Source organism: Vibrio sp. 10N.286.48.C11, from assembly GCF_041469805.1.
In the GTDB taxonomy this organism is placed as follows: Bacteria; Pseudomonadota; Gammaproteobacteria; order Enterobacterales; family Vibrionaceae; genus Vibrio; species Vibrio crassostreae_C.
This window is the reverse complement of sequence record NZ_JBFRLK010000040.1, coordinates 17,074-42,251: the sequence shown is the minus strand read 5'-3', so window position 1 is coordinate 42,251 and position 25,178 is coordinate 17,074. Positions and strand designations below refer to the sequence as shown.

23 protein-coding genes are annotated in these 25,178 nt (G+C 44.1%); 15 read left to right on the top strand and 8 right to left on the bottom strand.

The annotated features are described in order from the left end of the window. Positions 1–269: 269 nt before the first annotated feature. Positions 270–2,297, bottom strand: a complete 2,028-nt coding sequence (locus AB4209_RS11540; RefSeq protein ID WP_017059613.1) for a cache domain-containing protein — start codon at positions 2,295–2,297, stop codon at positions 270–272. After that, the gene (locus tag AB4209_RS11535) at positions 2,287–3,750 is read right to left on the bottom strand and encodes a sigma-54 dependent transcriptional regulator (protein ID WP_029235435.1); all 1,464 of its coding nucleotides are present in this window, start codon (positions 3,748–3,750) and stop codon (positions 2,287–2,289) included. Before AB4209_RS11535 ends, AB4209_RS11540 begins: the two co-directional genes overlap by 11 nt. Positions 3,751–4,052: 302 nt before the next feature. Between AB4209_RS11535 and AB4209_RS11530 the strand changes: the two genes are divergently transcribed. The 6 genes from AB4209_RS11530 (at position 4,053) to AB4209_RS11505 (ending at position 9,461) form a co-directional block, all read left to right on the top strand. After that, a complete protein-coding gene (locus tag AB4209_RS11530) occupies positions 4,053–4,859 on the top strand; it encodes a substrate-binding domain-containing protein (protein WP_372055925.1) in 807 nt (268 codons plus the stop codon). Positions 4,860–5,086: 227 nt separating this feature from the next. Further along, positions 5,087–5,785, top strand: coding sequence for an ABC transporter permease (locus AB4209_RS11525; protein ID WP_017068184.1), 699 nt, complete (start codon positions 5,087–5,089; stop codon positions 5,783–5,785). A 10-nt stretch (positions 5,786–5,795) separates the two neighbouring features. Further along, positions 5,796–6,515: an energy-coupling factor ABC transporter ATP-binding protein gene (locus AB4209_RS11520; RefSeq protein WP_004733775.1), complete on the top strand. Its 720-nt coding sequence runs from the start codon at positions 5,796–5,798 to the stop codon at positions 6,513–6,515. Next, the gene (mobA, locus tag AB4209_RS11515) at positions 6,493–7,077 is read left to right on the top strand and encodes a molybdenum cofactor guanylyltransferase MobA (RefSeq protein ID WP_004733776.1); all 585 of its coding nucleotides are present in this window, start codon (positions 6,493–6,495) and stop codon (positions 7,075–7,077) included. Before AB4209_RS11520 ends, mobA begins: the two co-directional genes overlap by 23 nt. Next, on the top strand, positions 7,077–8,894 hold the full coding sequence (locus AB4209_RS11510; RefSeq protein WP_372055923.1) for a bifunctional molybdopterin-guanine dinucleotide biosynthesis adaptor protein MobB/molybdopterin molybdotransferase MoeA: 1,818 nt from the start codon (positions 7,077–7,079) through the stop codon (positions 8,892–8,894). Before mobA ends, AB4209_RS11510 begins: the two co-directional genes overlap by 1 nt. Positions 8,895–9,194: 300 nt before the next feature. Further along, positions 9,195–9,461 (top strand): DUF2960 family protein, encoded by a 267-nt coding sequence (locus tag AB4209_RS11505; protein WP_017063882.1) that lies wholly within the window; start codon positions 9,195–9,197, stop codon positions 9,459–9,461. Positions 9,462–9,642: 181 nt separating this feature from the next. Here the strand turns inward: AB4209_RS11505 and nagK are convergent, their stop codons facing one another. After that, positions 9,643–10,551, bottom strand: coding sequence for an N-acetylglucosamine kinase (gene nagK, locus AB4209_RS11500; RefSeq protein ID WP_017068179.1), 909 nt, complete (start codon positions 10,549–10,551; stop codon positions 9,643–9,645). A gap of 163 nt (positions 10,552–10,714) precedes the next feature. Continuing rightward, a complete protein-coding gene (locus AB4209_RS11495) occupies positions 10,715–11,461 on the bottom strand; it encodes a tRNA-uridine aminocarboxypropyltransferase (RefSeq protein WP_371722153.1) in 747 nt (248 codons plus the stop codon). A 68-nt stretch (positions 11,462–11,529) separates the two neighbouring features. Between AB4209_RS11495 and AB4209_RS11490 the strand changes: the two genes are divergently transcribed. Further along, positions 11,530–12,333, top strand: a complete 804-nt coding sequence (locus tag AB4209_RS11490) for a sterol desaturase family protein (protein WP_372055921.1) — start codon at positions 11,530–11,532, stop codon at positions 12,331–12,333. Between the two features lie 206 nt (positions 12,334–12,539). Here the strand turns inward: AB4209_RS11490 and AB4209_RS11485 are convergent, their stop codons facing one another. Continuing rightward, positions 12,540–14,585, bottom strand: coding sequence for a methyl-accepting chemotaxis protein (locus tag AB4209_RS11485; protein WP_372055919.1), 2,046 nt, complete (start codon positions 14,583–14,585; stop codon positions 12,540–12,542). Positions 14,586–14,689: 104 nt separating this feature from the next. Here AB4209_RS11485 and AB4209_RS11480 point away from each other — a divergent pair, with 104 nt between their 5' ends. Continuing rightward, on the top strand, positions 14,690–15,175 hold the full coding sequence (locus AB4209_RS11480; RefSeq protein ID WP_017059602.1) for a C40 family peptidase: 486 nt from the start codon (positions 14,690–14,692) through the stop codon (positions 15,173–15,175). Between the two features lie 107 nt (positions 15,176–15,282). On the opposite strand, the gene AB4209_RS11475 is transcribed toward AB4209_RS11480, so the two are convergent. Next, positions 15,283–15,627 carry a DUF3802 family protein gene (locus tag AB4209_RS11475; protein WP_010440912.1) on the bottom strand — a complete coding sequence of 115 codons (345 nt, stop codon included), beginning with the start codon at positions 15,625–15,627 and terminating at the stop codon, positions 15,283–15,285. A 585-nt stretch (positions 15,628–16,212) separates the two neighbouring features. On the opposite strand from AB4209_RS11475, the gene AB4209_RS11470 reads away from it, so the two are divergent. Both AB4209_RS11470 and AB4209_RS11465 read left to right on the top strand, forming a co-directional pair. Further along, positions 16,213–17,079 carry a fructosamine kinase family protein gene (locus AB4209_RS11470; RefSeq protein WP_017059601.1) on the top strand — a complete coding sequence of 289 codons (867 nt, stop codon included), beginning with the start codon at positions 16,213–16,215 and terminating at the stop codon, positions 17,077–17,079. Positions 17,080–17,153: 74 nt separating this feature from the next. Beyond that, on the top strand, positions 17,154–17,357 hold the full coding sequence (locus tag AB4209_RS11465) for a CPXCG motif-containing cysteine-rich protein (protein ID WP_004733789.1): 204 nt from the start codon (positions 17,154–17,156) through the stop codon (positions 17,355–17,357). A gap of 168 nt (positions 17,358–17,525) precedes the next feature. Here the strand turns inward: AB4209_RS11465 and AB4209_RS11460 are convergent, their stop codons facing one another. Beyond that, positions 17,526–18,134, bottom strand: coding sequence for a riboflavin synthase (locus AB4209_RS11460; protein WP_017063887.1), 609 nt, complete (start codon positions 18,132–18,134; stop codon positions 17,526–17,528). 161 nt (positions 18,135–18,295) lie between these two features. On the opposite strand from AB4209_RS11460, the gene AB4209_RS11455 reads away from it, so the two are divergent. Next, positions 18,296–19,666 (top strand): MATE family efflux transporter, encoded by a 1,371-nt coding sequence (locus tag AB4209_RS11455; protein ID WP_372055917.1) that lies wholly within the window; start codon positions 18,296–18,298, stop codon positions 19,664–19,666. 101 nt (positions 19,667–19,767) lie between these two features. Here AB4209_RS11455 and AB4209_RS11450 read toward each other — a convergent pair whose 3' ends face one another. Further along, positions 19,768–20,610: a DNA ligase gene (locus tag AB4209_RS11450; protein ID WP_372055915.1), complete on the bottom strand. Its 843-nt coding sequence runs from the start codon at positions 20,608–20,610 to the stop codon at positions 19,768–19,770. A 311-nt stretch (positions 20,611–20,921) separates the two neighbouring features. On the opposite strand from AB4209_RS11450, the gene AB4209_RS11445 reads away from it, so the two are divergent. From AB4209_RS11445 to AB4209_RS11430, 4 genes are all read left to right on the top strand, one after another. Then, the gene (locus tag AB4209_RS11445; RefSeq protein ID WP_050621341.1) at positions 20,922–21,251 is read left to right on the top strand and encodes an STAS domain-containing protein; all 330 of its coding nucleotides are present in this window, start codon (positions 20,922–20,924) and stop codon (positions 21,249–21,251) included. A gap of 62 nt (positions 21,252–21,313) precedes the next feature. Then, the gene (locus tag AB4209_RS11440) at positions 21,314–22,150 is read left to right on the top strand and encodes an OmpA family protein (protein WP_017067078.1); all 837 of its coding nucleotides are present in this window, start codon (positions 21,314–21,316) and stop codon (positions 22,148–22,150) included. After that, the gene (locus tag AB4209_RS11435) at positions 22,147–24,246 is read left to right on the top strand and encodes an SLBB domain-containing protein (RefSeq protein WP_017067079.1); all 2,100 of its coding nucleotides are present in this window, start codon (positions 22,147–22,149) and stop codon (positions 24,244–24,246) included. The genes AB4209_RS11440 and AB4209_RS11435 overlap by 4 nt, the downstream gene beginning before the upstream one ends. Next, on the top strand, positions 24,246–24,935 hold the full coding sequence (locus tag AB4209_RS11430; protein ID WP_050052521.1) for a tyrosine-protein kinase family protein: 690 nt from the start codon (positions 24,246–24,248) through the stop codon (positions 24,933–24,935). The genes AB4209_RS11435 and AB4209_RS11430 overlap by 1 nt, the downstream gene beginning before the upstream one ends. Positions 24,936–25,178 lie beyond the last annotated feature (243 nt).

Sequence of the window (25,178 nt, the reverse complement as noted above, 5' to 3'; positions counted from 1 at the left end):
GACTGACTTTATTATTTGTTTTGATTATGGATTTCGGTCAAGGTATCAAAATTTCGTACAGTTCAGATGATATGCATCAAGATCAAATGATATGCACCTTGTTACACAACCAAAAAGAGGTGCTCGTCAAACCGAAAGAGGTTGAGATTTGGTTTGCGATATATTAGTAGTGCGGAATTTTCGTGCTTGGGCTAAAACGTTCGTGTAATAGCCCAAGCGCGTTAGAAATATTATCAGATGAATAATATCAGTGAATGAGTTCTTAGAACTTATAGGTTTGATACAAGCAATTGAGGTGTCGCTTTCTGTTGAAGATAGATACTAAAGCAACTTCCCTTACCTACCTCAGATTCAACTCGGATCTCGCCGCCAGTTTGGCTCAAGATACTCTGAGATACTGACAACCCTAAGCCCGTGCCATCTCGTTTGGTGGTATAGAAAGGCGAGAAGATACGTTTCAGTTGTTCTTCCTTAATACCGCAGCCTTCATCTTGAACATGAACGATAGCGCCATGAGACACACCATTTTCAACCCAGTCTTCACTCGAAATGGTTAACGTGCCCTGACCGTCCATTGCATGAATCGCGTTCATTTGTAGGTTAACCAGAATCTGTAGCAATTGGTTTCGATTGACCTCGACTGAGGTTTTAGCGTTCAGCTGCGATACGTACACAATGCCTTTCTTCTTCGCACCTGTTTTTACGAGCGTAATACTTTCATCCACTATTGGGTTGATATGTTGCCACGTAATTTCGTCTTGTACGCCGCCGTGACGGCTGTATTGAAGCAGGCTTCGTGTGATATTTCGAATTCGGTCAATCTGCTCCATGATCGCGTGGACTTCCTCATCTACACGGCTCACTTCATCGCCCAGTTCAAACTTCATCAGTTCAACGTTGCCAAGAATCACGGCGGTTGGGTTATTGATCTCATGAGCAATACCTGCCGTTAATTCACCTAACGCGGCCAGTTTTTCATTGACCACCAGCTTATCTCTGGCTTGATTGAGAAGCTTGATGTGCAGTTCAAGTTCTTCAGTTTTCTCTTTCAAACTCGCGGTACGAGAATGCACTTTGCACTCTAGTTCAGACGCCGCTTGTTGAATCTCTTGATTACGCTCGTGCAGTAGATCCAACATCTTATCGAACTGTTTAGCGAGCAGTGTCAGTTCGTGTTGATCATCCAAACCTAGCGTACCAATTCGCTTGTCTTGCCCCATCTGTACTAGCTTCACCACTTTATGAATGCGTTCGATTGGGTTGAAAAGATCACGTGCGCCACGGTGAACGATCAAACCGGATGCCAACAGAAGCAACACAATGGTAATGCTAATTTCGCCAAGGTTGGTTAAGTACGTTTCTATCAGCGGCCAAATCAAATAACCGGTGTAAAGCATACCAATCACATTATTAAACTGGTCATGGATTGGTTGGTAAGCTGTGATGTACCAAGCATCGTAAACATACGCTCGATCTAGCCACTCTTTACCTTCATTCAAGACTTTCGAGTGAACCTCGTGAGAAACACGTGTACCAATGGCGCGCCCTACACTGTCTTCACTGCTCAAAGGCACGTTGGTGCTAACACGAAGATCATCAAGGAAAACCGTGACCGTTCCTATATGACGATTAAAACCTTCTCGTTGTGGATAGATAAGGTTGCTGATTTGGTCAACAAGTTGAGTACTGTTATTCAGTAAGATCCCACCATCCAGAAAACCAATCACATGATCATGTTCATCTTTGATGGATACAACGGTTCTGCTTACCAATCCGCGAGTCTCGACCTCTTGCCCGTTGAGCATCGGAACTTCCGCTTTTTTAGCGAGGTCACGATCGAGATAATTGAGTTCATTACGGCTTAAGACACTGAAAAATGAAGGCTTGTGAGTTAAGTTTAGATATTCGAGTTTCTTTTCCATGCTCTCGACACTGCGCCAGCGCAGAAAATCGAGCTCATAGCGAGATTTGTTCTCAGACACCCAGCGAGTTAGCTCTTCGTGTGAAAGATCACTCGCGAGTTTGGTTCGAAAGTTATAAGACTCGGCGAACGCACGAACGTTGTATGCTTGCTGATTTTGGATCAGGTGAATACTGTTATCGGCAACATCCAAACGCTCATCGACATCAATCAGAGCGCCCTGCCACGTGTAATGTATTGACCAATACAGTGTGATAGCCACAAGCGCGCACAAGGTCAGAATGATCGGAGCAGATGTAAGGAATAATAATCGGTAGCGAACCATGGTTTTGAATCGGAACGCCCACTTTGACCACCAACGACGTCTAATCGGCATATTCAGAGCCTTCTGTGTTCCAATCTTTGTACTTACGCTCTAGCGTTTTACGTGCGACGCCAAGATCTCTTGCAGCTGCCGATTTATTGCCATCATGAAAACTAACCAGCTGTTCTATATGAGATTTTTCTACTTCTTTGAGTGTCCAAGTGTTTGGATAACCCTCGGCAGCGTCTGCATTATTCAAGTTTGGCATTTCCGCACCATGTGACACCGTCACTGAAATGCTAGCAGGAACAGGATCACCATTAATCTCGCGCCAATAGTGTGCTGGTGGCTTGTCTAAAAGAATGCATCGTTCGACTAAGTTTTTAAGTTCACGAATATTTCCCGGCCATTCGTATTCGTTCAACGCCAAGATATCTTCATGTGCCCAATTTGGAACTGGCATGCCAAGCTCGCTCGATAAAAGACGAGTAAAGTATGGAACAAGTTCAATCAGGTCTGACGGGCGCTCTCTCAATGGCACCACATCAATCTTAAGTACATTGAGTCGGTAGAACAGATCGCGGCGGAAGTGCCCTTTATCGACCTCTTCTTGAAGATTTCGGTTGGTCGCCGCCACCACTCGTACGTCAACGGAAATTTCCTTCTCGCTACCGACTGGACGAATGGTTCTTTGCTCTAACACGCGTAACAATGCAGCTTGCATTGGCAGTGGCATTTCACCAATTTCATCAAGGAACAAGGTGCCACCACTTGCGACTCGGAAAAGACCTTCACGGTTTTTCTTCGCACCAGTAAATGCGCCTGATGTATGTCCAAACAGTTCACTTTCTAGAAGCTCTGGAGCAATCGCACCACAGTTGATTGGCACAAATGGACCTGTGCGTTTACTGGCTTCATGTACACCACGAGCAACTAACTCTTTACCCGTACCTGACTCACCTTCTATAAGAACGGATGCTCTTGACGGTGCAAATTGACTGATCAGCAATTTAAGCTGTTTAGTTTTGTCTGAATTGCCGATCAATTCGGTCTTGATATGACGGCTAACATCACGCTTCAACGCGTACTGCATTCTTTGATCAAGTCGCTTATCCATACAACGCAGAACCGCTTGTATCATCTGTTCGAGGTTGAACGGCTTAAGAATAAAATCTGAAGCACCAAGCTTAAGCGCGGATATGGTCATCTCTAGATCGGCATAACCCGTCATGAAAATCACATCGGCACGTTTGTCGTTGTCGTTAAACGCCTCTTCCCACTCAATGCCAGAGCGGCCTGGTAGGTTGATATCAAGGACAATCAGATCAAAATGTTCGCTTGAACGCAGCGTTTCAGCCTCTTCAACCGACCCTGCGCTCGACACCTTGCCAAAGAACTTACCCAGTGCTTTCTTTAAGATAGCCTGCATACCCAATTCATCATCGACGACCAAAACGGAAAAGGCCTGATACTGAGTCAATGTGTTCGGGTTGAGATTGGATGCAGATGAACTAGGTAAAGACATAATGATTAGCCGGTGAGAAAAGTTGGGACAGAGTGTACCAATTAACCTTTTCTCCAACAGGGACAATGTGCGACATTTTGTCCTAGCTCATGTTTTGATTCATTTTAACGGGGTAAAAGACTCAGTTTTGTCCGAAATAACAGCAATTTAAAGAAATCTGATGCATTATTTGTTGGCATTAAGATTGCTTATAAGGTGTAGATTTCTAATTACAACAATTAGCGTCTTATGCACATGCCCTCTTTGAGCCCTTTAAAATTGAAGGCATGTCATTCATTTATAACAGAATGGACATAATAATAATGAAAGCAATTCCCCTAACTATTGCAGCTCTATCTATCGTCAGTTACACGGCTAGCAGCGCGGAAGACACCACTCATATTAAGTTGGCGACAACCACAAGTACTTATCACTCTGGTCTACTGGACTACTTATTGCCTGAGTTCAAAAAAGATTCTGGTATCAAGGTTGATGTTCTTGCTGCGGGTACCGGTAAATCACTTCGCATGGGCGAAAATGGTGATGTTGATTTGGTAATGACTCACGCACCAAAAGCTGAAGCGAATTTCGTAGAAAAAGGCTACGGCGTTTTACCTCGTAAGCTGATGTACAACGACTTTGTGATTGTGGGCCCTCAAAGTGACCCAGCAAAAATTGAATCTCAAAAAGCAGTGGCAGATGTGTTCAACGCGATCGCGACTAATAACGTGACGTTTGTGTCTCGTGGCGACGACTCTGGTACTCATAAGAAAGAGATGGGCATTTGGGCGCAAACTAAAATTGAACCAAACTTTGGTGGTTACCGCAGTGTTGGTCAAGGCATGGGCCCTACTCTGAACATGGCGTCAGAGATGCAAGGCTACACCATGACAGACCGTGGTACTTGGTTGGCTTACCAAAATAAACTGGATCTAAAAATCCTTTTCCAAGGTGACAAGAACCTCTTCAACCCTTACCAAGTGATTCTTGTTAACCCAGAACGCTACCCGAGCATCAACTACCAAGCTGCGAAAGTATTCAGTGATTGGCTGGTTAACCCTAAAGGCCAGAAACTGATTAACGACTTTAAACTGCACGGCAAACAGCTGTTTGTTGCGAGCGCAGAATAGTTGGTTGTAAGTGCAGAGTACTTTGTTGTAAGCAATGAGTCGTTGGTTGTAAAGCGTAGCGTTGAAGGTCTAGCCAAAACTAACAAGCACTACACTTAGCTAAACAGTTAACGAAACACTCTTAAAAACAATAGCTGGCCAATTCAAGCTCAAATAGTTTGTGTCAGCTATGATTAACATCAGTCATTACCGATAAAGATCTATTATCGATTCACACGAGATACTTCATGACCCTATGGCAAACAACGATTGATGCAATGAACCTACTAGTGAGTTTTGACCACGAATTGTGGAAAATCGTCGCGGTATCTTTCAGCGTATCTTTGTCCGCCATCTCATTAGTGATTGTTCCTGCAATCCTTATGGCTTTCTTATTGGCTTATACCGAGTTCCCCGGGAAGTGGGCATTGTTATCGGTGATCAACACCCTGCAAGCTATCCCAACCGTGGTTATCGGTTTGTTGATGTACATGATGCTCTCTCGTTCTGGCCCACTCGGTGATTGGGAATTACTGTTCACCCAAAAGGCGATGATTCTAGGTCAGATGCTGATCTGTTTCCCAATCCTAGTCGCGATGATGCACGGCGCTCTCCAAGCCAGTGACCGCCGAGCGGTTGAAACGGCGCGCACGCTTGGCGTATCAACGACTCGTGTGGCGTGTACGTTAATTTGGGAAACGCGCTTCCCTCTTTTAGCGGCAACTATCGCTGCCTTCTCTCGTATTGTCACTGAGGTTGGTTGTTCAATGATGGTCGGTGGCAACATTATGGGGATGACAAGAAACATCCCAACAGCTATCGCTATGGAAAGCCACAAAGGCGCATTCGCTCAAGGCGTCGCCCTCGGTATGGTGTTATTAGCATTGGCATTAGCCCTTAACTTTTTCCTTTCCAGTGTGAGAGGAAAAGGCTATTTAAGAACTTAGGAACGCTGTCATGAGTATAAAAATAACAACGCAGCAAATTTCAATGCGCTACAAAGAGCGTGTTTTGTTCCATATTCCCGAATTGTCGATCGGCCCCAACGATGCCATTTATCTCAAAGGAGATAATGGTGTGGGTAAAACGACCCTACTTAAAATATTGTCTGGATTGATTCAGCCAAGCTCCGGCCGCATTCAGTCTCCGACACAAAGCTGGCAGCAGATCTTATTCCCTAGGCTCAAGTTCAAAGACATTATCTACCTGCATCAAACCCCCTATCTTTTTGATGGTTCGGTGTACCAAAATGTCGCTTATGGCATTCGCTTTAACAAAGAGAGCCAAAAAGATAAGCGAGCTCAAATAATTAATGCGCTGAGAATGGTAGGTTTAGAAACCTTGGCAGATGAACACATTTCTGTGTTGTCTGGTGGTGAGCGTCAACGCGTTGCAATGGCACGAGCTTGGATTCTTAAGCCGTCAATCTTGCTAATGGATGAACCAAGTGCCTCTTTAGACAAAGAATCTATTGAAAGATTGGTGATAATGGCCGAAGATCTTCTTCAAAGAGGCGCGAGTTTAGTCATCACTAGTCACCAAACTAACGCGTTAACCGACTTATGTAAGAAGCAATGGTGGATCAAAGACAATACTTTGACCGAATCGCCGCTTCTGCAAGTTATTCAGAAAGATAAAGCACAAGAGAATATTTATGCTGCTTCCAACGCAAACTAGTTGGGTTATTTTGGCTGGCGGACAGGCCAGCCGCATGGGCGGAAAAGATAAAGGACTTGTTGAGCTCAACGGTTCTCCGCTTATTCAATACGTTATAAACAAGCTGTCACAGCAAGATGTCAGCATCACTATCAATGCCAACCGTAACTTAGACAGTTACCAAGCATTTGCTCCGGTTGTTTCCGATTCCTTCCCTGACTATCCAGGTCCATTGGGCGGTATTCATGCTGGCCTTAAAAACGCGAGCACAGACTGGGTCGGCTTTGTCCCTTGCGACAGCCCACAAATCAGTGACGACCTTGTTGAGCGTTTTTGTTCTGCAGTTAAAGAAGACAGTGACATTCTTGTCGCGCATGATGGCGAGTTTAAGCAACCTGTATTCACCCTATTCCACAAACGTGTTCTGCCAAAGCTAGAAGCGTTTTTGGAACGTGGTGATCGTAAAATCATCTTGCTATACAAAGAATGTGTCACGGAATATGTCGATTTTAGCGATTCTCCTAACTGCTTTGTTAATCTCAACACGCCAGAAGAACTCACCCAATTCGGAACGCTTCAATAATGAAAGATTCAAAACAACGCCCTAACCTTCCTCTATTGGGCTTTGCTGCTTATAGCGGTACAGGCAAAACAACGGTACTTGAAGCGTTACTGCCTCTGCTGACTAATGCGGGTTTAAAAGTGGGTGTTCTTAAACATGCTCACCACGATTTTGATGTCGATAAGCCAGGTAAAGACAGTTACCGCTTACGTAAAGCGGGCGCGAATCAAATGTTGATCGCTTCTCGTAACCGTCACGTGATGATGACAGAAACGCCAGAAGCCGAAGCTGATTTTGATTACCTTCTGACACGTTTCGATACCAACACGCTTGATCTGATTTTGGTTGAAGGTTGCAAGAACATTGCTTTCCCTAAAATTGAATTGCACAGAGATGAAGTCGGTAAACCTTGGTTATACCCGAACGATGACAACATTATTGCCATTGCTGCAGACAGCCAAGTGGAATCAGAACTGCCACAAATGGCGATCAGTGACTTAGAAGCGATTCGTGATTTCATTATTGAATATGCTCAGTCGTTTGACGGTTCCTCGAAAATAAGCGAAACCGCTTCTTGTTCGTCTTCAAAAGACAACACGCCTGCAGTGTGTTGTGATTCGTTCTCTCCTGCAGGTGTAACCGTTACTCAAGGCCAACAAAAGATTGTTGATAGCATTGACGCGCTTGATCTCACAGAGAGTGTTGAACTACTGCAGGGCTACGGTCGAGTGTTGGCTGAAGATGTGATCTCGCCAATCAACGTTCCTCAGAATACCAACTCTGCAATGGACGGTTATGCAATTCGTAGTGAAGATCTAGAATTGGACAGTTACAACATCGTTGCTGAAGTCATGGCGGGTCACAGCTACGAGCAAATCGTGCAACAAGGTGAAGCCGTTAAAATCATGACCGGCGCACCAATACCAGAAGGCGTTGATGTTGTCGTGATGCGTGAACAAGCCGTCCAAGATGGCGATAAAGTTAGCTTCCCTGATGCTAAAATCTCGGTTGGACAAAATGTCCGTATGGCAGGTGAAGATTTAGAAATCGGCCAACCTGTCTTTACACGTGGCACACGCATTGAAGCGCCAGAAATGGGCATGATGGCGTCGTTAGGTTTTGGTACCTGCCCTGTTCTGCGTAAAGTGAAAGTGGGTGTGTTCTCTACGGGTGATGAAGTTCAAGCGCCGGGTCACGAGCAAAAACCAAACTCTATCTATGACTCAAATCGTTTTACTATTATCGGCATGCTTCAAAAGCTCGGCTGTGACATCGTCGATTACGGCATCATTGAAGATGATGAGCAGAAGATGATGGATGTGCTGCATTCTGCGTCGCTTGAAACCGATATGGTTTTGACTTCTGGTGGTGTGTCTGTTGGTGATGCGGATTACATCAAGCTTGCGTTAGATAAACTGGGTGAAATCAACTTCTGGCGTATCAACATGCGTCCAGGTCGCCCATTGGCTTACGGTAAGATTGAGAACAAGCCGTTCTTTGGTTTACCGGGTAACCCTGTTGCTGTGATGGTGTCGTTTATCAACTTTGTAGAGCCAGCGATCCGTAAGCTGCAAGGTCAAACGAACTGGACACCAGTAAAAGCAAATGCTGTAGCAACTGAACAACTGCGCTCACGCCAAGGCCGTACTGAATTTAGCCGTGGTGTGTTCTCGATGAATGAATCTGGCGTGCTTGAAGTGAAAACAACGGGCAAGCAAGGTTCAGGTATTCTGCGTTCAATGAGTGAAGCGAACTGTTTAATCGAAATCTCACCAGCGGTTGATACCGTGAAAGTTGGTGAAACGGTAACGATCATTCCATTGCAAGGGCGTGTTTGATTCAAAGCTCAAACACCTAAATTGACTTAGCTGCTTTTTAATTGACTTAGAAGCTTTTAAGTGATTTGGAAGATCTTCGCCAAGACATAGACGAAGCCCCTTCTATCGAGCTTTCGATGTTAAGGGGCTTTTTGTTCTTTTCGTTTCGTGAAAGACAACCTGTTCGTTGCCTAAAAGACAAATAGCTTAAATTACGCTAAACGTTAGAACGATAATCTTAAGATTTCTTATCATAACCTTGAGCCACGTACTGTTTTTATGTAGAGTGCGCGCAAAGTAATAATTCTATTGGAGAGCACCATGGCTCGTACCATTCTGTACACTTACAAAGACGAAGACAAAGAGTTACTGTTTTCAAAACAAGAACACCGCACGATCCAAGAAGCTGTTGCTGCAGCTGAAGGCATCGATATCTCTGAGTATCTAAAAACTGAGCAACAGCTTGAGTTGATTTCTGATACTAAAGCGGTTCGCAACTACCAAGACAACTACTTCCGCAAGCTTGGCTTTACTAAGCTTACGTTGAAGCAAAAAGACAATCTTGGTGTTGGTAAAAAGAAGAAGTAAGCCCTCTTGGCTCTTTTCTTGATATGTCGTTTCTAGCTTTTCGTTTGTAGTTAACAGCTAACAGCTAACAGCTAAAGAAACGAAAGCACCGAACAATAAAAAATGCCGCAACCTCTTTCGAGATTGCGGCATTTTTATTTGTACTTTTTAACTATCTAACCTTAGCTAGCTTAAGTCACGATTACTTAATGTTAAGGAATGCAGCGCCACGAACGCCGCCTGAATCACCGTGCTTCGCTTTGATGATCTTTGGACATTTCGCTACAGACAGTAGGTATTTAGGGATACGCTTTGGCATCTCTTCGTAGATAAGTTCGAAGTTTGAAAGACCGCCACCCAATGCAACTACGTGTGGATCAAGACCGGTAAACAGGTTCGCGAAACAGATAGCCAATAGCTCCATGAAACGATCAACGTGCTCAGCCGCTTTTGCTTCACCTTCGTTGTACGCTTGAATGATCTCGATTGCTTTCTTCTTCTCGCCGAAGTAGTGCTCGTAAATCAATTCAAAGCCACGACCTGATAGGTAGCTGTCTAGACAACCTTTCTTGCCACAACCACAACCGAGTAACGGTGCGTTGTCGCCAAGGTGGAACCAAGCATCAATAGGAAGACGCATATGGCCCAGTTCACCAGCAACGTGGTTACGACCAGAGAACACTTTGCCTTCGTAAACTAACCCGCCACCAAAACCAGTACCTAGAATTAGGCCTGCTACTGATGGTTCGTCTTTAAGCTCGTCATCCCACGCTTCTGAAAGCGCAAAGCAATTCGCATCATTTTCAATTTTCACACTACGACCAATAAGTGCTTCTAGGTCTTTACGTAGTGGTTTCCCCGTTGAAGCTGGCACGTTAACAACCAGCATTGTGCCGTCGTCAGCATCTTCCATACCAGGAAGACCAAGACCAATTTTACCTTCGCAAGAAAATTCACTGTCGTACTTCTTCACCAAACCGGCAATCGTATCAAGTAGCAGTTGATAATCTTCAGTAGGCGTTGGTACGCGTTCTGTTGCTACTCGCTCAAGTTTTTCATTGAACGCACCAAATTCAATTTTTGTGCCGCCAACATCGAAGCCGTAATACATGAAATCTCTCCAATTTTTCCCTAAATTCGGGCAAATAAATTTTTCAAATTAAACATCTAGGACGCATTATCCATAACACTCCCCCTACAAACCGTGATGGATAACAAACTTATCTCGTGTTCGAATCTGTTTGAACAACAAGTCAGCACAAAGCGGTTAAAGGTTAGAGTGACGTCTCATTTTTAGTGTGCTCTATGAAAGCGTTCAGGCTTGGTTTGGTTGGATCGGACTTATAACGCGTCTTACTTAGCATGTAGCTTTCACGAAATGTCTCAAACCACAGCTGTAAAGTCTTTGCGCCCTGCTCTTCACCAGCCTGTTTCAAAACCAAGCTCGCTACTTCTGCAGTCGAGAGATGTTGTTCGTTGTCTGACTTACGCATCATGTATTGCGAAACCGATTCTGGTTCGATCGACAACACCGGTAAGTCTTGCAGATACTCTGAACGACGGAAAATACGTCGTGCTTCACGCCAACTACCATCAATAAAGATCAGCAGCAACGTCTTGTTCGAATCTCGCATTTCAGCAAGATCTGCAACCACACGCGATTTGTCATCGGTATAATCTTCAGGAAAGACCACGACTGGCTGATATTTATCGTCTTTCAGCACATCAAGCATCTCTTGATTCGGTTCAGTGCGGTGCCAAAGGTAGGCATAGCTGTCTTTAACGGTATCAAGGATTAAACGGCCGGTATTACTTGGTTTGAGTATTTCGTTGTCCGATAAGATCAACATGGTCGCGACGTTCGTATTTACGTCTGGTTGATGTTCACAGATACAGCTATCTTGTTTGATTTTACAGAACTCACATCGAACCACTTTACACCCGCGCGCGTTAAACGGCTTGGTTGAAAGAGACAAACGGTGTTGATATAAACGGTGAAAAGCGTGGATTCTCATGGACAATAACGATAAATCTAGAAAAGTGGCACGATTGTACTTACAGTGTCCCTAGAATGATAGAAGGAATTCCCATGCAAGACCCATCACTGCTTCGCCTTGTTTGTTTTATTATCGTTTTTGGATTGTGTGCGCTTTGGGAATACCGTTTTCCACGTAAAGCACTGACTCAAAGCAAATGGTTTCGCTGGGGAAACAACTTTGCGTTAGTCGCTTTGAACAGCTTTCTATTGGCCACTATAATTCCTATCGCAGCATTTCAAGCGGCGGTTATCGCACAAGAAAACCAATGGGGTCTGTTCAATACCCTGTCACTTCCGAAAGAATTGACCATTCTGATCTGTGTATTGCTCTTGGATTGTGCCATTTACCTACAGCACTTGGTGTTTCACCGTGTTCCTTGGTTGTGGAAGCTACATCGAGTTCACCATGCGGACCTCGATATCGATGTCACAACCGGAACGCGCTTTCACCCTATTGAGATGATTCTTTCAATGCTTATCAAAGTGAGCTTGGTGATCGCGCTTGGTGTGCCTGTCATTGCTGTCGTGATCTTTGAAATTGTACTTAACGCGAGCGCAATGTTTAACCATAGCAATGCACGTCTTCCGCTATGGTTCGATAAGCAACTAAGAAAAGTGATTGTGACACCAGACATGCACCGCGTTCATCACTCGGTCATTGTGAAAGAAACCCATTCAAACTTTGGTTTCTTTTTATCTGTGTGGGACATCTGGTTTAAGACTTACCGCGCCCAACCCAAGCTTGGCCATGATAAGGTGCATATTGGTGTTCCCGAGATTCAAGATGGTAAAGAACAACGGTTGGATTTGATGCTGCGTCAGCCATTTGCACGATTCCAGACAACGAAAGACTAGGTTCGAATTCAGTTGAGTCTCAAGTTTATATTGAGACCAACCTTAGTTTAATACCAAAGTTATCTTAATCCGAAAACAAAACGCCCTTAGATTCTTGTGAGAATTTAAGGGCGCTTCTGTATCGATAGTCGTTATAAGCGTAGTTAATGATTAAGTACTGCTAGTGCTTAAACTCTTTCGCACACTAGCTTAACTATCACGCTCGTCTATTTCAGCACGTACTTATGAAGCATGGCTTGTTGGTGCGCTGCTATCTCTCCGACTTGCTCTGAACTCTCGATCATAGATTCAAGTTGCAGCTTAGTATTCTCGCCCTGCTCAGATACTCGAGTGATTGAATGGGTAACATCGACAGTTGCACGAGCTTGTTCTTCGGTAGCCACCATGATTTGCTCAACACGCCCTTTGATCTGGCTAACCGCAAATTCGATTTTCTCGAAGGCTTGTCTTACATCGCCACTGGTTTCCAGTGCATTGGCCATCTCACTTCTCGATTCCGTTACAGAAGCACGTGAGCGATCGGCTGCCGCTACTAGCTCGTTCATCATGCTACGAATATTGGTGGTTTGCTGGGATGTGCCGCTCGCCAATTTACGCACTTCGTCTGCAACTACCGCAAAACCTCGACCTTGTTCACCTGCTCGCGCTGCTTCTATCGCAGCGTTCAGTGCCAATAAGTTGGTGTTTTCAGCGATTCCGCTGATCATATCGACCATTTCACGAATCTGTTTCACTCGACCATCCAAGTCAGCCATCGACTCTTCACTCATGCTAAGAGATTGCTCAAGCGCTTGTAATCGTTGTTGGTTAAGGCCAACCACTTGGCTGCCACTCACTGACTCATCTTCTGCTATTTGAGCATCGTCGTTCGATGCGTTAGAAATACGAGCAATCTCACCAATCGATGCTTCCAGCTCAGTAATGGTGGTGATCATATTCTGAAGTGATTCGTTCTGTTCGTTCAAGCTCGAATTGGTTTGCTCTGCAGCGTCATGGCTTACTTCAGCCGTTTGATAAAGCGTCTCACAGTTACGCGTTACTAAACGAACCGAGTCCGCGGTGGAATCAACGACCGTATTGAGTTTTGAAGTGATAACTTGAAGCTCTAGCGGCCCAAGCAATTCACTCTGTTTAGAGAAGTCATGATCTGCAAGTGAACTCAACTGTTGAGTAATGTTTTTTAGCCCTTTATTCATCCAACGGCGTAACACGAACCATGAAATCACAATGATTACGGCAATAACCAGCCCGCTGATAAACAACACACGATCAATATTGGTGATGGTTTGATTTACAACCAGTTCGCTTTCATCAATCAGATGGGAAGCGGTAGAAGACAACTGATTCAATGTGCTTATGACTGTATTCGCGAGGGTGATAACTTGCGTTAAGTTCTGCTCTTGCTGCTGAACAAGTTCGAGTTTCAAGAGGATCTGTTTGATCACGCCTTCTTCGGTAAAGCCTTCTTTCACCATCTCGTAAGGCGCCGTCAAGCTCGCGAAATCAACGATGTCTGGATGCCAATCGGCAAAATCGCTGTAAGCCAAGTTAAGGCCTGCGATTCGGTTTCTCAATTGACGGTATTCGTCTTGTGCTTTATCAATGTCAGGTTGCATCATCAACATCAAGAAGGTGTTCGCCATAGCAGACGCACTGGATGTGAATCGGTTCGCTGCATCGCTCGCTTCTGGGTTGTCTTCAACCAAGAATGAGCTGATTCGATTCATTTCTGGTCCGATAGATCCAACGCCATAACGGAACTCGCCCATTTTACTGTCGATCAGATTTTGCTTACTTTGAATCTCAATCTGCGCCAGCAGTACCGTGTTGGTCATAGCTTGCAGTTGCGCCATGTCATCGACAAGGATTTGTTGTTGCTCTAAAGAGATCGCATCAGGAAAAGATTGGGAAATAAAAAGAAGTTCCTCTAGCGTGGTATTGCTCTCTGTCGCGAGTTGGTCAATTGAGCCCCTTGTGGCATTCAGTGTATCTAAGTCGGTTGATTGGGTGCTGTAAGTGAGAAGTTTTACTTGTTCTAATACGCTTTGCGTTAATTCGGCGTTATGTAGAGCAAGGGGTAATGCTTGTTCCGAGAGTGCATCAAAATGTCCCCCGACCCGTTCAACGCCCCGAATGCTAACCATTGATAAAAAAATAACAAGTAAAAGAATGGAAATAAATACAGCAGTGACGGTTTGAATGAGCGAGAATGTATAACGTGAGGGTTTTATTGATAAATTTGTGTCGGGCATGTGAAATCCAGTTTGACTACGAAAAGAGATATCCTTAAGTTAGGTCGTATACTAGAAGTCCTTGATGACGTTTTTATTTCAGTTTTTTGTCAGAAGAGTTACATATGAAAATCAGAAAAATGGCTGTAGTTACAATAACTTTAGCAACATTGGCTGCATGTAGCTCGTCACCTTCGCCTTCTCAGCTTAGTCAAACCGCACAGAAACCCCTATCAAAGTCAGAACAATTGACTACAAACGCTTATATGAGCGTGTATGAACAGTGGAAAGGCGTGCCATACCATTTCGGTGGGACCTCATTTCGAGGTATAGATTGCTCTGCTTTTGTTCAAATCGCCGTGCAAAATGCGACTCAACAAGCTCTACCAAGAACCACAAAAGACCAGAGTAAAAAGGGAAAAGAAATTGCGTATGGGCAGGCAACAAGCGGTGACTTGGTGTTTTTCAAGACTTCGATGACGGTGCGACATGTAGGCGTTTATTTAGGAAACAACCAATTTCTACATGCCTCGACATCGAAAGGTGTCATTATTTCTAGGTTAGATAACCCTTACTGGGCATCCAAGTTTTGGCACTTTAGGCGTTTATAGCGGTTCGAAAGATAAACCGCTGAGCGAGGTAACTCTAGAAAGATACGACTTAAACGCCCGTTGTTATTATGCTGATTAATTACGACGATAAATGAGCAAACAAACCGTTAATCGTATTTAGCAACAGCAGTATCAAACAGGTTCTTCACTAACGCGATGTACTCATCGAGGAATACAATTTGTTCGTTAGTCGCTTTCTTAGCCCACACACCCGCTAATACTTCACCAAGATCCGCTACTACGGCATCTGCTTCTTTCAAAAGTTGAAAACGAACGCTCGAATGCAACTCTGGGTTTTGCTCGAAAATAGCCATGATGTTTGTTGAAATCATGTCGGTAACAATGTCTTCGACACTTTCGTTTCCAGTATCACCATTACTATTGGTAAACACATCAAGGTTGAATGATAGGTGCTCGATTAAAGCCAAATAGCCATCGGTTTCTACAACCACAATAATTCTCCGTTTTAAGCTCTAGAGCAGATTAATACGTACTTGCCTAATACTATGTAAATGAAGCTATTTGTCATCACTTTATTGCCCAAAACTACATTTAAATGATCCTAGTTAGTATTTCAGCTTAAAATTAAATCGATATAGCTTTATGTGGTATACCTGCCTACTTACGACATAAGTAAATTCACGCTAAAGAAGTGTAAGACAAACTTTGAAGCAAAGTATTGCGCCAGTTAACAATAGTCCTTTTAACTTACTCTAAAAGCTCATTTGATTTAGTCGCTAGACAATAACAAGCTCAAACCTCTTTTCCAGTTTGTGGCGTTCAAAACCGTTTCGATTGTGAGACCAGTTCCAAACTATTTCATCACGTCAGGTTTTCAATTTATGTTTGTATTTCAAAGAGCTTGAATCAGTTCGAGTTCACAATTCGGCCAATTGATTCTACGTAAGATGAAGAAGAGCTAAGAACATTGACGAGTGCGTCTATAAATTGTTCAGATTTATCCTAAACTATTGCTATTAAACAAACAGTATTTCTAACCTTCAATCTTTTTAACTTTCAGTCTTTGAGGATTTCCTATGTGGCAGGCCATTTCTCAACAACTTTCAGATACTCTTCTATTTAACTTTCAGATTACTGAACGTACCAAGGTTTCTGGTGGCGACATTAACGATTGCTATATGATCAGCGATGGTAATGAGCGTTACTTTGTGAAAGTGAATCAGCGAGAATTTTTACCTAAGTTTGAAATTGAAGCTGAGAACTTACGCTTGTTAAGAGAAACCTCCACTGTTTACGTTCCTGAGTTGGTGCTTATTGGCAAAACCAAAGAGTGCTCGTTCATTATTCTGAATTACTTGCCGACCAAACCGCTCGAGACGGGCAACAATAGCTTCGATTTCGGCGTTCAGCTTGCGCGGCTTCATCAATGGGGCGAGCAAAAAGAGTTTGGTTGCGACCAAGACAACTATATCGGCAGCACACTTCAACCCAACCCTTGGCATAAGAAATGGGGTCGCTTTTTCTCTGAGCAACGCATTGGTTTCCAACTGCAACTGCTCAAAGAGAAAGGCATCGAGTTTGGTGATATCGATGACATCGTTGATGTGGTGAATATGCGTCTTGCTGGCCACAACCCTCGCCCTTCTTTGCTTCATGGGGATCTTTGGAATGGCAATGTTGCTAACTCTGCGTTTGGCCCAATTTGCTACGACCCTGCTTGTTACTGGGGGGACCATGAGTGTGATTTGGCGTTAACTGAATTGTTTGAAGGTTTCCCTAAAGAGTTTTATGAAGGTTACCAGAGCGTCAATCCACTCGACGTTGGCTATACTGATCGGAAAGACATTTACAACTTGTACCATCTTCTTAACCACTGCAATCAATTTGGCGGCGAATATTTAGCACACACTGAAGCATGCATTCAGAAGATACAGGCCGTTTAATACCAATCACAGCGAGCTAAGTCGCTCTATAAAGCGACTACGATTGGAACAAGTTACAGTGAGGAGAATTCGCGATGCATAAATACACAGAGAAACATGTCTCCTGCCCCCACTGTGGGCATGCCATCAGCATAACGCTTGATGCTTCTAATGGGAGCCAAGATTTTTATGACGATTGCCCAGCATGTTGCAATGCCATTCACCTCGACATGCAGGTAGATGAGGTAAGAGACAGGATTAATCTCTCGATTGATGCAGACGACGAACAAGTCTTCTAACACCTACTCTCTTGTCGAGTTGGCTCTACACCTCGATTTTGAGGCTAGCCTAGAAAAACGCAGAAACACAAAAATAGAAAAAGAGCACTCAATGTGCTCTTTTTTAATGTCTGCGACTCTTACTTAGTCAGCGTTTTTTAGGCAAATGCTGTTGATAAACCGCTACTACTATTTCTGGTTCGCTAATACACGCTCGACAGTATCAACAATTGCCTGCGTTTGTGGATCGAACTCAATGTTCACTTGGTCGCCTACTTCACGGCCGCCAAACAGAGTACGATTCAGAGTTTCTGGAATTAGGTGGACAGAGAAACGGTTCTCTTCCACTTCGCCAATCGTCAATGAACAACCATCAACACCAATGTAACCCTTACTCAATACGTACTTCATCGATTCTTCTGGTAGTTCGAACCAAAGTGTACGGTTGTTTTCTGTTTTAATCACATCGACTAGGTTAGCCATCAGAGTAATGTGGCCAGACATGCTATGCCCGCCAATTTCGTCACCAAACTTTGCTGCACGCTCAACATTCACTTTGTCACCAACATTCAGTTGGCCTAAGTTCGTCAATCGCAATGTCGCTTGCATTAAATCAAAAGCAATCTGGTTACCTGAAATTTCCGTTACCGTTAAGCAACAACCGTTATGAGCTACTGAAGCACCAATGGCTAATCCTTCAACCATTTCATCGCTTAGCTCAATGGTATGAGTTTGAAACGACTCTTTTTTGTTGATAGCAACCAGTGTTGCCATACCTTGAACGATACCTGTAAACATAAGATTCCTATTTAGCATTTTAGTAACAGTTTTTCATAGCAGTTATTGTGACATTTCTTTATGATTCGTCCAGTGGAAGCTTAAGATCATTGTCTCTGATTCCTTCAGAATGTCCTTTCCTACACTATTATTCTAATTTTCCCTCTTATTTGGAGTTGTTTGTGCATCGTTACAAAGAAGAATCCTCGAATCTAATCAAACTTGCGACCCCAGTATTGATCGCATCCGTTGCACAAACTGGAATGGGTTTTGTTGATACCGTAATGGCCGGTGGCGTAAGTGCTATCGATATGGCGGCGGTTTCGATTGCAGCAAGTATCTGGTTACCATCAATCCTATTTGGTGTTGGTCTATTGATGGCGTTGGTTCCTGTCGTTGCACAACTGAATGGTTCTGGTCGACAAGTAAAAATTCCATTTGAAATTCAACAAGGCGCATTTTTAGCGCTCGTCATCTCCCTTCCAATCATTGGTGTGCTTTTTCAAACACAATTGATATTGGAGTGGATGGACATTGAACAACTCATGGCGGAAAAGACCATCGGCTATATGAATGCGGTGATGTTTGCTGTACCCGCTTTCTTGTTGTTCCAAACATTGCGAAGTTTTACCGATGGTATGTCTTTAACCAAGCCTGCAATGGTGATTGGTTTTATTGGCTTGTTATTAAACATCCCGCTTAACTGGATGTTCGTATACGGAAAACTTGGTGCTCCTGCATTGGGTGGTGTTGGCTGTGGCGTTGCAACGGCTATCGTATACTGGGTGATGTTTGCACTGCTATTCGCTTACGTTTTAACTTCAAAACGGTTATCGAAAATCAACATCTTCGGTACGTTCCATAAGCCGCAACTTAAAGCTCAAATTCGCCTGTTTAGACTTGGTTTCCCTGTCGCAGCCGCTATCTTCTTCGAGGTAACCTTGTTTGCGGTTGTTTCCTTGTTGGTTGCCCCACTTGGCTCGTTGATTGTTGCCGCGCACCAAGTCGCGATCAACTTCTCTTCGCTGGTCTTCATGATTCCAATGAGTATCGGTGCAGCCGTGAGTATTCGTGTTGGGCATAAGTTGGGCGAAAACAACACCGAAGGCGCTAAGATCGCGACACACGTAGGTATCATTGTTGGTTTAGTGACAGCCTTAATGACAGCGGCGTTAACTGTCCTGTTCAGAGAACAGGTTGCATTACTTTACACAGAGAACACTGCGGTAATTACCGTTGCAATGCAGTTGCTGTTGTTCGCGGCGGTTTATCAATGTACTGATGCCATCCAAGTTATCGCTGCAGGTGCTCTGCGTGGCTACAAAGACATGCGTTCAATCTTCAACATTACCTTCGTTGCTTACTGGTTGCTTGGCCTTCCTATCGGCTACATCTTAGGAATGAAAGATTGGATTGTTGACCCTATGGGTGCGCACGGCTTCTGGATTGGTTTCATCGTCGGTCTAACGTCAGCCGCGATTATGCTGGGTATGCGTCTACACTGGATGCACAAGCAGGACGATGACGTTCAGTTAGAATTTAGTTCTCGCTAGATTCGTACTCGCTAAGTCGGTCTATCTGATTTCGAATAAAAAAAAGAGCTCTGATTTTCAGGGCTCTTTTTCGTTTAATGGTCAGGTAGATCGCATCTGGCTTAGTATTCACTCTTCTCTCGAACAAAGCGCGCAAACTTGGGTTTTCCGTTTTGAGTAAAACCATTGTAGCGAAAGGTAATACGGCTGCCGATCTCTGGCGGTGCGAGTCTCATCTGGTCACTGAATCCGCTGCCGATATAAAATTCCACACCCTCTTCTGTGTGAACCAAAATTGAACCCATCATCCCTTTATACTTCCCTGTCCCACTCTTGTATCCAATAACTGTAGCTTCGGCATCGTGATGCCTTTTGAGCTTTAACAGGTCATTACTTCGGCCTGCTTGATAACGACTGGTGATTTTTCTAAGCATCAAACCTTCGCCATTACGCTCATCGACATTATCAAGTTGATGAAACAAAGCCTCTTCACTGTGAATTGGTACATGTTCTATGTACCTGACATGAGATTCTCCAATCACCCTTACCCAATGCAAAATGTTGTAATAGCGCTTTTGATAATCTCCCGCAGCGCCGGGCATATCAAACAGCATGAAATCGATTTGGCGCCATGCTGTGTCACTCGGCGTATGGTCGAGAACGGTAGATTGAACAAGGTGGAACTTGCCCCTTCCTGCCCACAACTCTCCTTCGAGATGGACCTTAGGTAAGTTTTCCGTAAACCACTTCGGTGAGTAAATACGATTACCATTGCGTGTATAAAGATGTTGTCCATCCCATAGAGCCCGAATCCCATCAAGTTTTTCACTCTTCCAGTATTCAGAAACATCTATGCCTTGCTGGTAGGAGTTTGCAAGCACCAAATAGTCCGGAGGTAAATAGGATGAATGAGATGAAAGCGAACACACCCATAGAGTGGCTAAAGCCAGTTTGGTTAATCTCATCATCTTCTCCGTATTAATAACTGTAGTGGTCAACAAATGCTTTTAATCGTAAGTGCTCTAACACGCAGTTAGACAATCTTTGCTAGAAGATGCGATCCACTCATCAACCTTATCTAACCCTTGCATCTATTCATTAAATTAATGACTTATGGCTCTCATATGATCCGCCGTTTTTAGTTCTCAAATTGAGAAATGCCTTTTCTCAATTTGAGATGGGAATTCACGATAAATATAAGCCATTGAAAAATAACAACATAAAAGTTGGCACATTCAGTGCAATTGTCCATACATACTGAAAAGGAGATATCGCTATGGAACTACGTAAGATTGATTTAAACACAACGACACTGACACTTTCTATTTTCGGTGATCTGGATGCAGCAGGCAGTCGTGATGCACAAACCGACATCGATGATGTGATTTCTAACGATGGTCACCCTGAAATCGAAGTTGATTTTAGTCAGGTTGAGTTTTTAGATTCATCTGGTGTTGGCGCGATTGTTTATATGTTCAAACGTCTGACTGAACGCGAGCGCAACATGCGACTTGAAAATGTGACGGGTCAACCTCTTGAAATTATGAACTTGCTGCGTATTGGCCACGCTATCCCAGTAAATTCAAAAAATCCTGCAAATTCATGAAGACCCACTAAGCTAGAAGTAACAAAAAATAATAAGAAAAATTAGAAACATAGGACGTTGGCATGAAAATACTGAAAAACTACATAGCCCTTTCTCTGTCCGCTCTCGTTCTGGGTGGCTGTACTAGCTATCCTGAACAAGGCACAGGGGGTTTGGCTGAAAGTTACGATTCTATTAACTATCAAAACTCAGACTTCTCTCCTGTCATGCCAGACGAGCCTCTTGGTCCGGAACATGGATTACGCTTTGATTGGCAGCTCGCTAAATTGCACCTTGATGCTTTGATTCAAGAAGGTGCTCGTTGGTGTTTCCCCGCTGCTGTTGTTCAAGCAATCGAAAAGCAAAATCGTATTGCTCGCGAACTTCAAGGTGGTCTACTACTGGATGCAGCCAACGACTTAGTGATCCAAAGAAAACGCCTAAATGAACTTGAGGTCCAACTGGATTACGTAACTTCACAAGCCCGCTGTGAGCCACCAAAAAATGAAAATCAATTTAGAATGCAACTGTCGGTTATTGAACAGTTGTATGACCTGCTTAATGTTGACAACCAATTTGCGGAAAACTCGACTGAAGTAAATCCTAAATATATGGGAAGACTGGCCGAGGCGACCACTTTACTTAAAGAACACAAATCCCTAGACCTTGTTGTTACCGGCCATGCTGATGCAACGGGTGCCGAAGAATACAACGACAAGTTAGCACTTGGACGAGCGAAACAAGTCGAACGCTACCTGACTATTTTTGGACTAGGCGCTCAACGAATCAAAGCCGTCTCTGTTGGCGAAACCGTCCCTCTTTTTGAAGGTGAATCCGACGGCACGCGTTTAACGAACCGCCGAGTAAGTATTGAAATTGTCTCGCCTAAGAATGCCGAGAAAATGGGAGGTGGATTATGAAATCCTTGATCGCTTTTATCATCACCCTATCGTTATGCTTTGCGAATGTCGTCAATGCTAACGATGAGTTTTCAGACGCGGTTCAAGTCGGTGATCTAATCCAAGTTAACGTACCCGGTGAAAGTACCTTAAACACGGGGTTCCAAGTGGATAAGCGTGGCCGTATTACTCTTCCAGAAGTAGGCGCTGTGTTTGTTGCGGGTTACGACAGCGAACAGCTTAACAAAGTCGTTCTAGAGTCGCTGGCAACCGCTTACAAAGATCTTTCGAACGCTTCAGTGTATGTTAAAGAGCAGCAAATCATCATCTACGTGCAAGGTTATGTAGAACAGCCTGGCGAATACACGCTCTCATTAGGTTCTAGCATCCAAATGGCACTTTACGCTGCGGGTGGTTTACGCCCGGGCGCGCAACTGGATAAGCTGATTCTTAAGCGAGGCGCAGATAAGAAAGAGTTTAACTACAAACGATTCCTTGATTCAGGAGACGAGTCAGCATTACCTACTCTTCAATCACTGGATTCACTATTCGTTCCAGCTTCTCCATTAGTCGGTAACATCGAGCAAGAGTTTGACGCAGCAAAGCTTGCTAACTCAGGTGACAGTGCTGATTCTCGTAACTCCATCAAAGTGTTTGGTGAGGTGAACGCGCCGGGTTCGTTCACTTACAAAGAGAACACCGACCTTGTCGACGTACTTATGCGTTCGGGCGGCGTAACTCGTTATGCCAGTGTTGAGCAAATCCGAGTGATTTCGAACAACACCCCAACGCTATTCAACCTAAAACGTTACTTAGATTCTGGTGACGAAAGTCTGCTTCCAATTTTACGCCCGGGTGCGACCATTTTCGTTCCCAAGCAAGAAGAAGAGATCAAATCCGGCGCCAACATGGTTTACGTAATGGGCGAAGTCGCAGCCCCTGGTGCTTTTGAAGGCAAAAGAGACGCGACCTTTATGGATATCTTGGCGAATGCGGGCGGCCCAACTCGATTTGCAGAGTCACGACAAATCCGTGTTATCAAAGCAGATGGCAGAGTGCTTAAATTCGATTTAGCGGCTTACACTGAAGGCTTACCTAACTCTAACCCTCCTAGCATCAAAGCTGGTGACGCGATTTTCGTTCCCGAGAAAACCGACATGAACGAGAAGTCTTGGTTGAAAATCACGCCAGACAGAGCAGTTAACGTGATTGGTGAGGTGAATCGACCTGGTCGTATTGAATGGTCAGATGAAATGAATTTCATGGGATTATTGGCACACGTCGGTGGCCCTACGCTACGCGCTGACACATCGAAAATCGAAGTTGTTACTGGTAGAAAGCTAGTTGTGTTTAACCTTGATGATTTTATTCGAAATGGTGCGCCACGTGACCAAATGCCACAAATTCGAGCGGGCTCTATCGTGCGTGTTCACGACTTGCCACAAGATCCTTCAGACAATAAATCACAATGGGTTCGTCAAAGCTCTGATGCTTCGATCTACATCTTTGGACAAGTGAATGCACCCGGTCGTTACCGCTTCACCAAAGACATGCACTTCCTTGATATCTTGTCTGCGGCTGACGGTCCAACAAAGGATGCCGACATCCACAACGTTCGAGTAACGCATCGTGACAAAACCTATTCGCAAGTAAGCAAACTTAACTTATCACTGTACTTCGAAACCGGTGACGAATCGTTACTGCCAAACGTAACCACTGGCGACACGATTTACATCCCAGAGAAAGGCAAAAACTGGTTAGATACACCGAAAGAAGAAACCGTTCGTGTGCTTGGTGCGATTAACAATCCGGGGCGTTATGTGTTCAACGACAACATGACCATTCTAGATATTCTGGCAGAAGCAGCAGGACCTACCGACAATGCTTATGTCGAAAAAATTACCATCGTCAATATGTCTTGCTGCCAAGGTCAGGCTCGTACTTTTGACCTTGTTGAATTCAGCAAAACGGCGAACATTTACAACTTGCCGGTGCTACGCGCTGGTGACACGATTTACATCCCAGACCGTCGCGAAAGCTTTATTGAAAAAGCACGCGTCGGACTTGATGACATACTGCGTATCACCACCACCATCGTATTAATAGGAGCTTTATAATGACTATTTCAGCGACCCATGCCGAAGTCGAGCAACTGTATTTAGCTTCTGAACTTAACGGCCAAAAATCAATATGCGTCACCGCTTGCCATTCAGGTGACGGTGTAACATCTATTGCAACTGCATTAGCCGAGCGTTTTCTTCTTGCGGGTCATTCAACGCTTTATGTTGATCTCAACTTATTCAACCCTGCTTTCAAAGATTTGAATATGCTAGAAGATAATCAGCAAGGTCAATTGATTGAACATGTTGAATCTCAGCGTACGTTTATCGGTGTCCCTGCTCCACAAGTTGCTTCAACGCAATTGGCTTATAAAGATCCGACAACGTTACAAAAAGTGGTCAACAAATGGTTAGAAAAATACGACAGAGTCATCATTGATACCTCACCGCTTCTCAACATAAACAAAGGCAACATTCCGGCGCAGTCTGTGGCGAGTGCTTGTGACAGCACACTAATGGTTGTCGCCTATGGTGAAACGTCGAGTCACCACCTAGAACAAGCGAAAAAGCTGCTTGATGCACAAAGTATCAACCTAATGGGCTGCGTGATGAACATGAAACAAAAGCCTAGCTTTGCACAAGAGTTGGTCAGACAAATCAATCGAATGAAATTCATCCCCGCTAAGCTTCGCGATAGCTTGGCAAACAAGCTGTATCAAAATGAGTTTTTGAACCTTCCGATGTAACTTTCTTTTGCTACTTTCTGGCTGTCATTAAACCATGACAGCTACCTATCCTATTAGACTTCAAGCTCCAAAAGCTCTGAATAACTCAAAACCAAATTGGGTATTTTTGGCGAAGTTATTATTAAAAATAAGATTTTAAAAACCATTCAACGCATTTCACACACATCAATCATGGTCTTACCCCCTTTAAATCCCTTCAAAAATCAACAGCCCCACGCCTAACTTTAGCGGTAATGTGACACA

What these genes read in the sequence shown, in the direction of transcription:
- AB4209_RS11540 (WP_017059613.1), bottom strand. Translation starts at nt 2,297, where the DNA reads ATGCCGATTAGACGTCGTTGGTGGTCAAAGTGGGCGTTCCGATTCAAA.
- AB4209_RS11535 (WP_029235435.1), bottom strand. Translation starts at nt 3,750, where the DNA reads ATGTCTTTACCTAGTTCATCTGCATCCAATCTCAACCCGAACACATTG.
- AB4209_RS11530 (WP_372055925.1), top strand. Translation starts at nt 4,053, where the DNA reads ATGAAAGCAATTCCCCTAACTATTGCAGCTCTATCTATCGTCAGTTAC.
- AB4209_RS11525 (WP_017068184.1), top strand. Translation starts at nt 5,087, where the DNA reads ATGACCCTATGGCAAACAACGATTGATGCAATGAACCTACTAGTGAGT.
- AB4209_RS11520 (WP_004733775.1), top strand. Translation starts at nt 5,796, where the DNA reads ATGAGTATAAAAATAACAACGCAGCAAATTTCAATGCGCTACAAAGAG.
- mobA (WP_004733776.1), top strand. Translation starts at nt 6,493, where the DNA reads ATGCTGCTTCCAACGCAAACTAGTTGGGTTATTTTGGCTGGCGGACAG.
- AB4209_RS11510 (WP_372055923.1), top strand. Translation starts at nt 7,077, where the DNA reads ATGAAAGATTCAAAACAACGCCCTAACCTTCCTCTATTGGGCTTTGCT.
- AB4209_RS11505 (WP_017063882.1), top strand. Translation starts at nt 9,195, where the DNA reads ATGGCTCGTACCATTCTGTACACTTACAAAGACGAAGACAAAGAGTTA.
- nagK (WP_017068179.1), bottom strand. Translation starts at nt 10,551, where the DNA reads ATGTATTACGGCTTCGATGTTGGCGGCACAAAAATTGAATTTGGTGCG.
- AB4209_RS11490 (WP_372055921.1), top strand. Translation starts at nt 11,530, where the DNA reads ATGCAAGACCCATCACTGCTTCGCCTTGTTTGTTTTATTATCGTTTTT.
- AB4209_RS11485 (WP_372055919.1), bottom strand. Translation starts at nt 14,585, where the DNA reads ATGCCCGACACAAATTTATCAATAAAACCCTCACGTTATACATTCTCG.
- AB4209_RS11480 (WP_017059602.1), top strand. Translation starts at nt 14,690, where the DNA reads ATGAAAATCAGAAAAATGGCTGTAGTTACAATAACTTTAGCAACATTG.
- AB4209_RS11470 (WP_017059601.1), top strand. Translation starts at nt 16,213, where the DNA reads ATGTGGCAGGCCATTTCTCAACAACTTTCAGATACTCTTCTATTTAAC.
- AB4209_RS11465 (WP_004733789.1), top strand. Translation starts at nt 17,154, where the DNA reads ATGCATAAATACACAGAGAAACATGTCTCCTGCCCCCACTGTGGGCAT.
- AB4209_RS11460 (WP_017063887.1), bottom strand. Translation starts at nt 18,134, where the DNA reads ATGTTTACAGGTATCGTTCAAGGTATGGCAACACTGGTTGCTATCAAC.
- AB4209_RS11450 (WP_372055915.1), bottom strand. Translation starts at nt 20,610, where the DNA reads ATGAGATTAACCAAACTGGCTTTAGCCACTCTATGGGTGTGTTCGCTT.
- AB4209_RS11445 (WP_050621341.1), top strand. Translation starts at nt 20,922, where the DNA reads ATGGAACTACGTAAGATTGATTTAAACACAACGACACTGACACTTTCT.
- AB4209_RS11440 (WP_017067078.1), top strand. Translation starts at nt 21,314, where the DNA reads ATGAAAATACTGAAAAACTACATAGCCCTTTCTCTGTCCGCTCTCGTT.
- AB4209_RS11435 (WP_017067079.1), top strand. Translation starts at nt 22,147, where the DNA reads ATGAAATCCTTGATCGCTTTTATCATCACCCTATCGTTATGCTTTGCG.
- AB4209_RS11430 (WP_050052521.1), top strand. Translation starts at nt 24,246, where the DNA reads ATGACTATTTCAGCGACCCATGCCGAAGTCGAGCAACTGTATTTAGCT.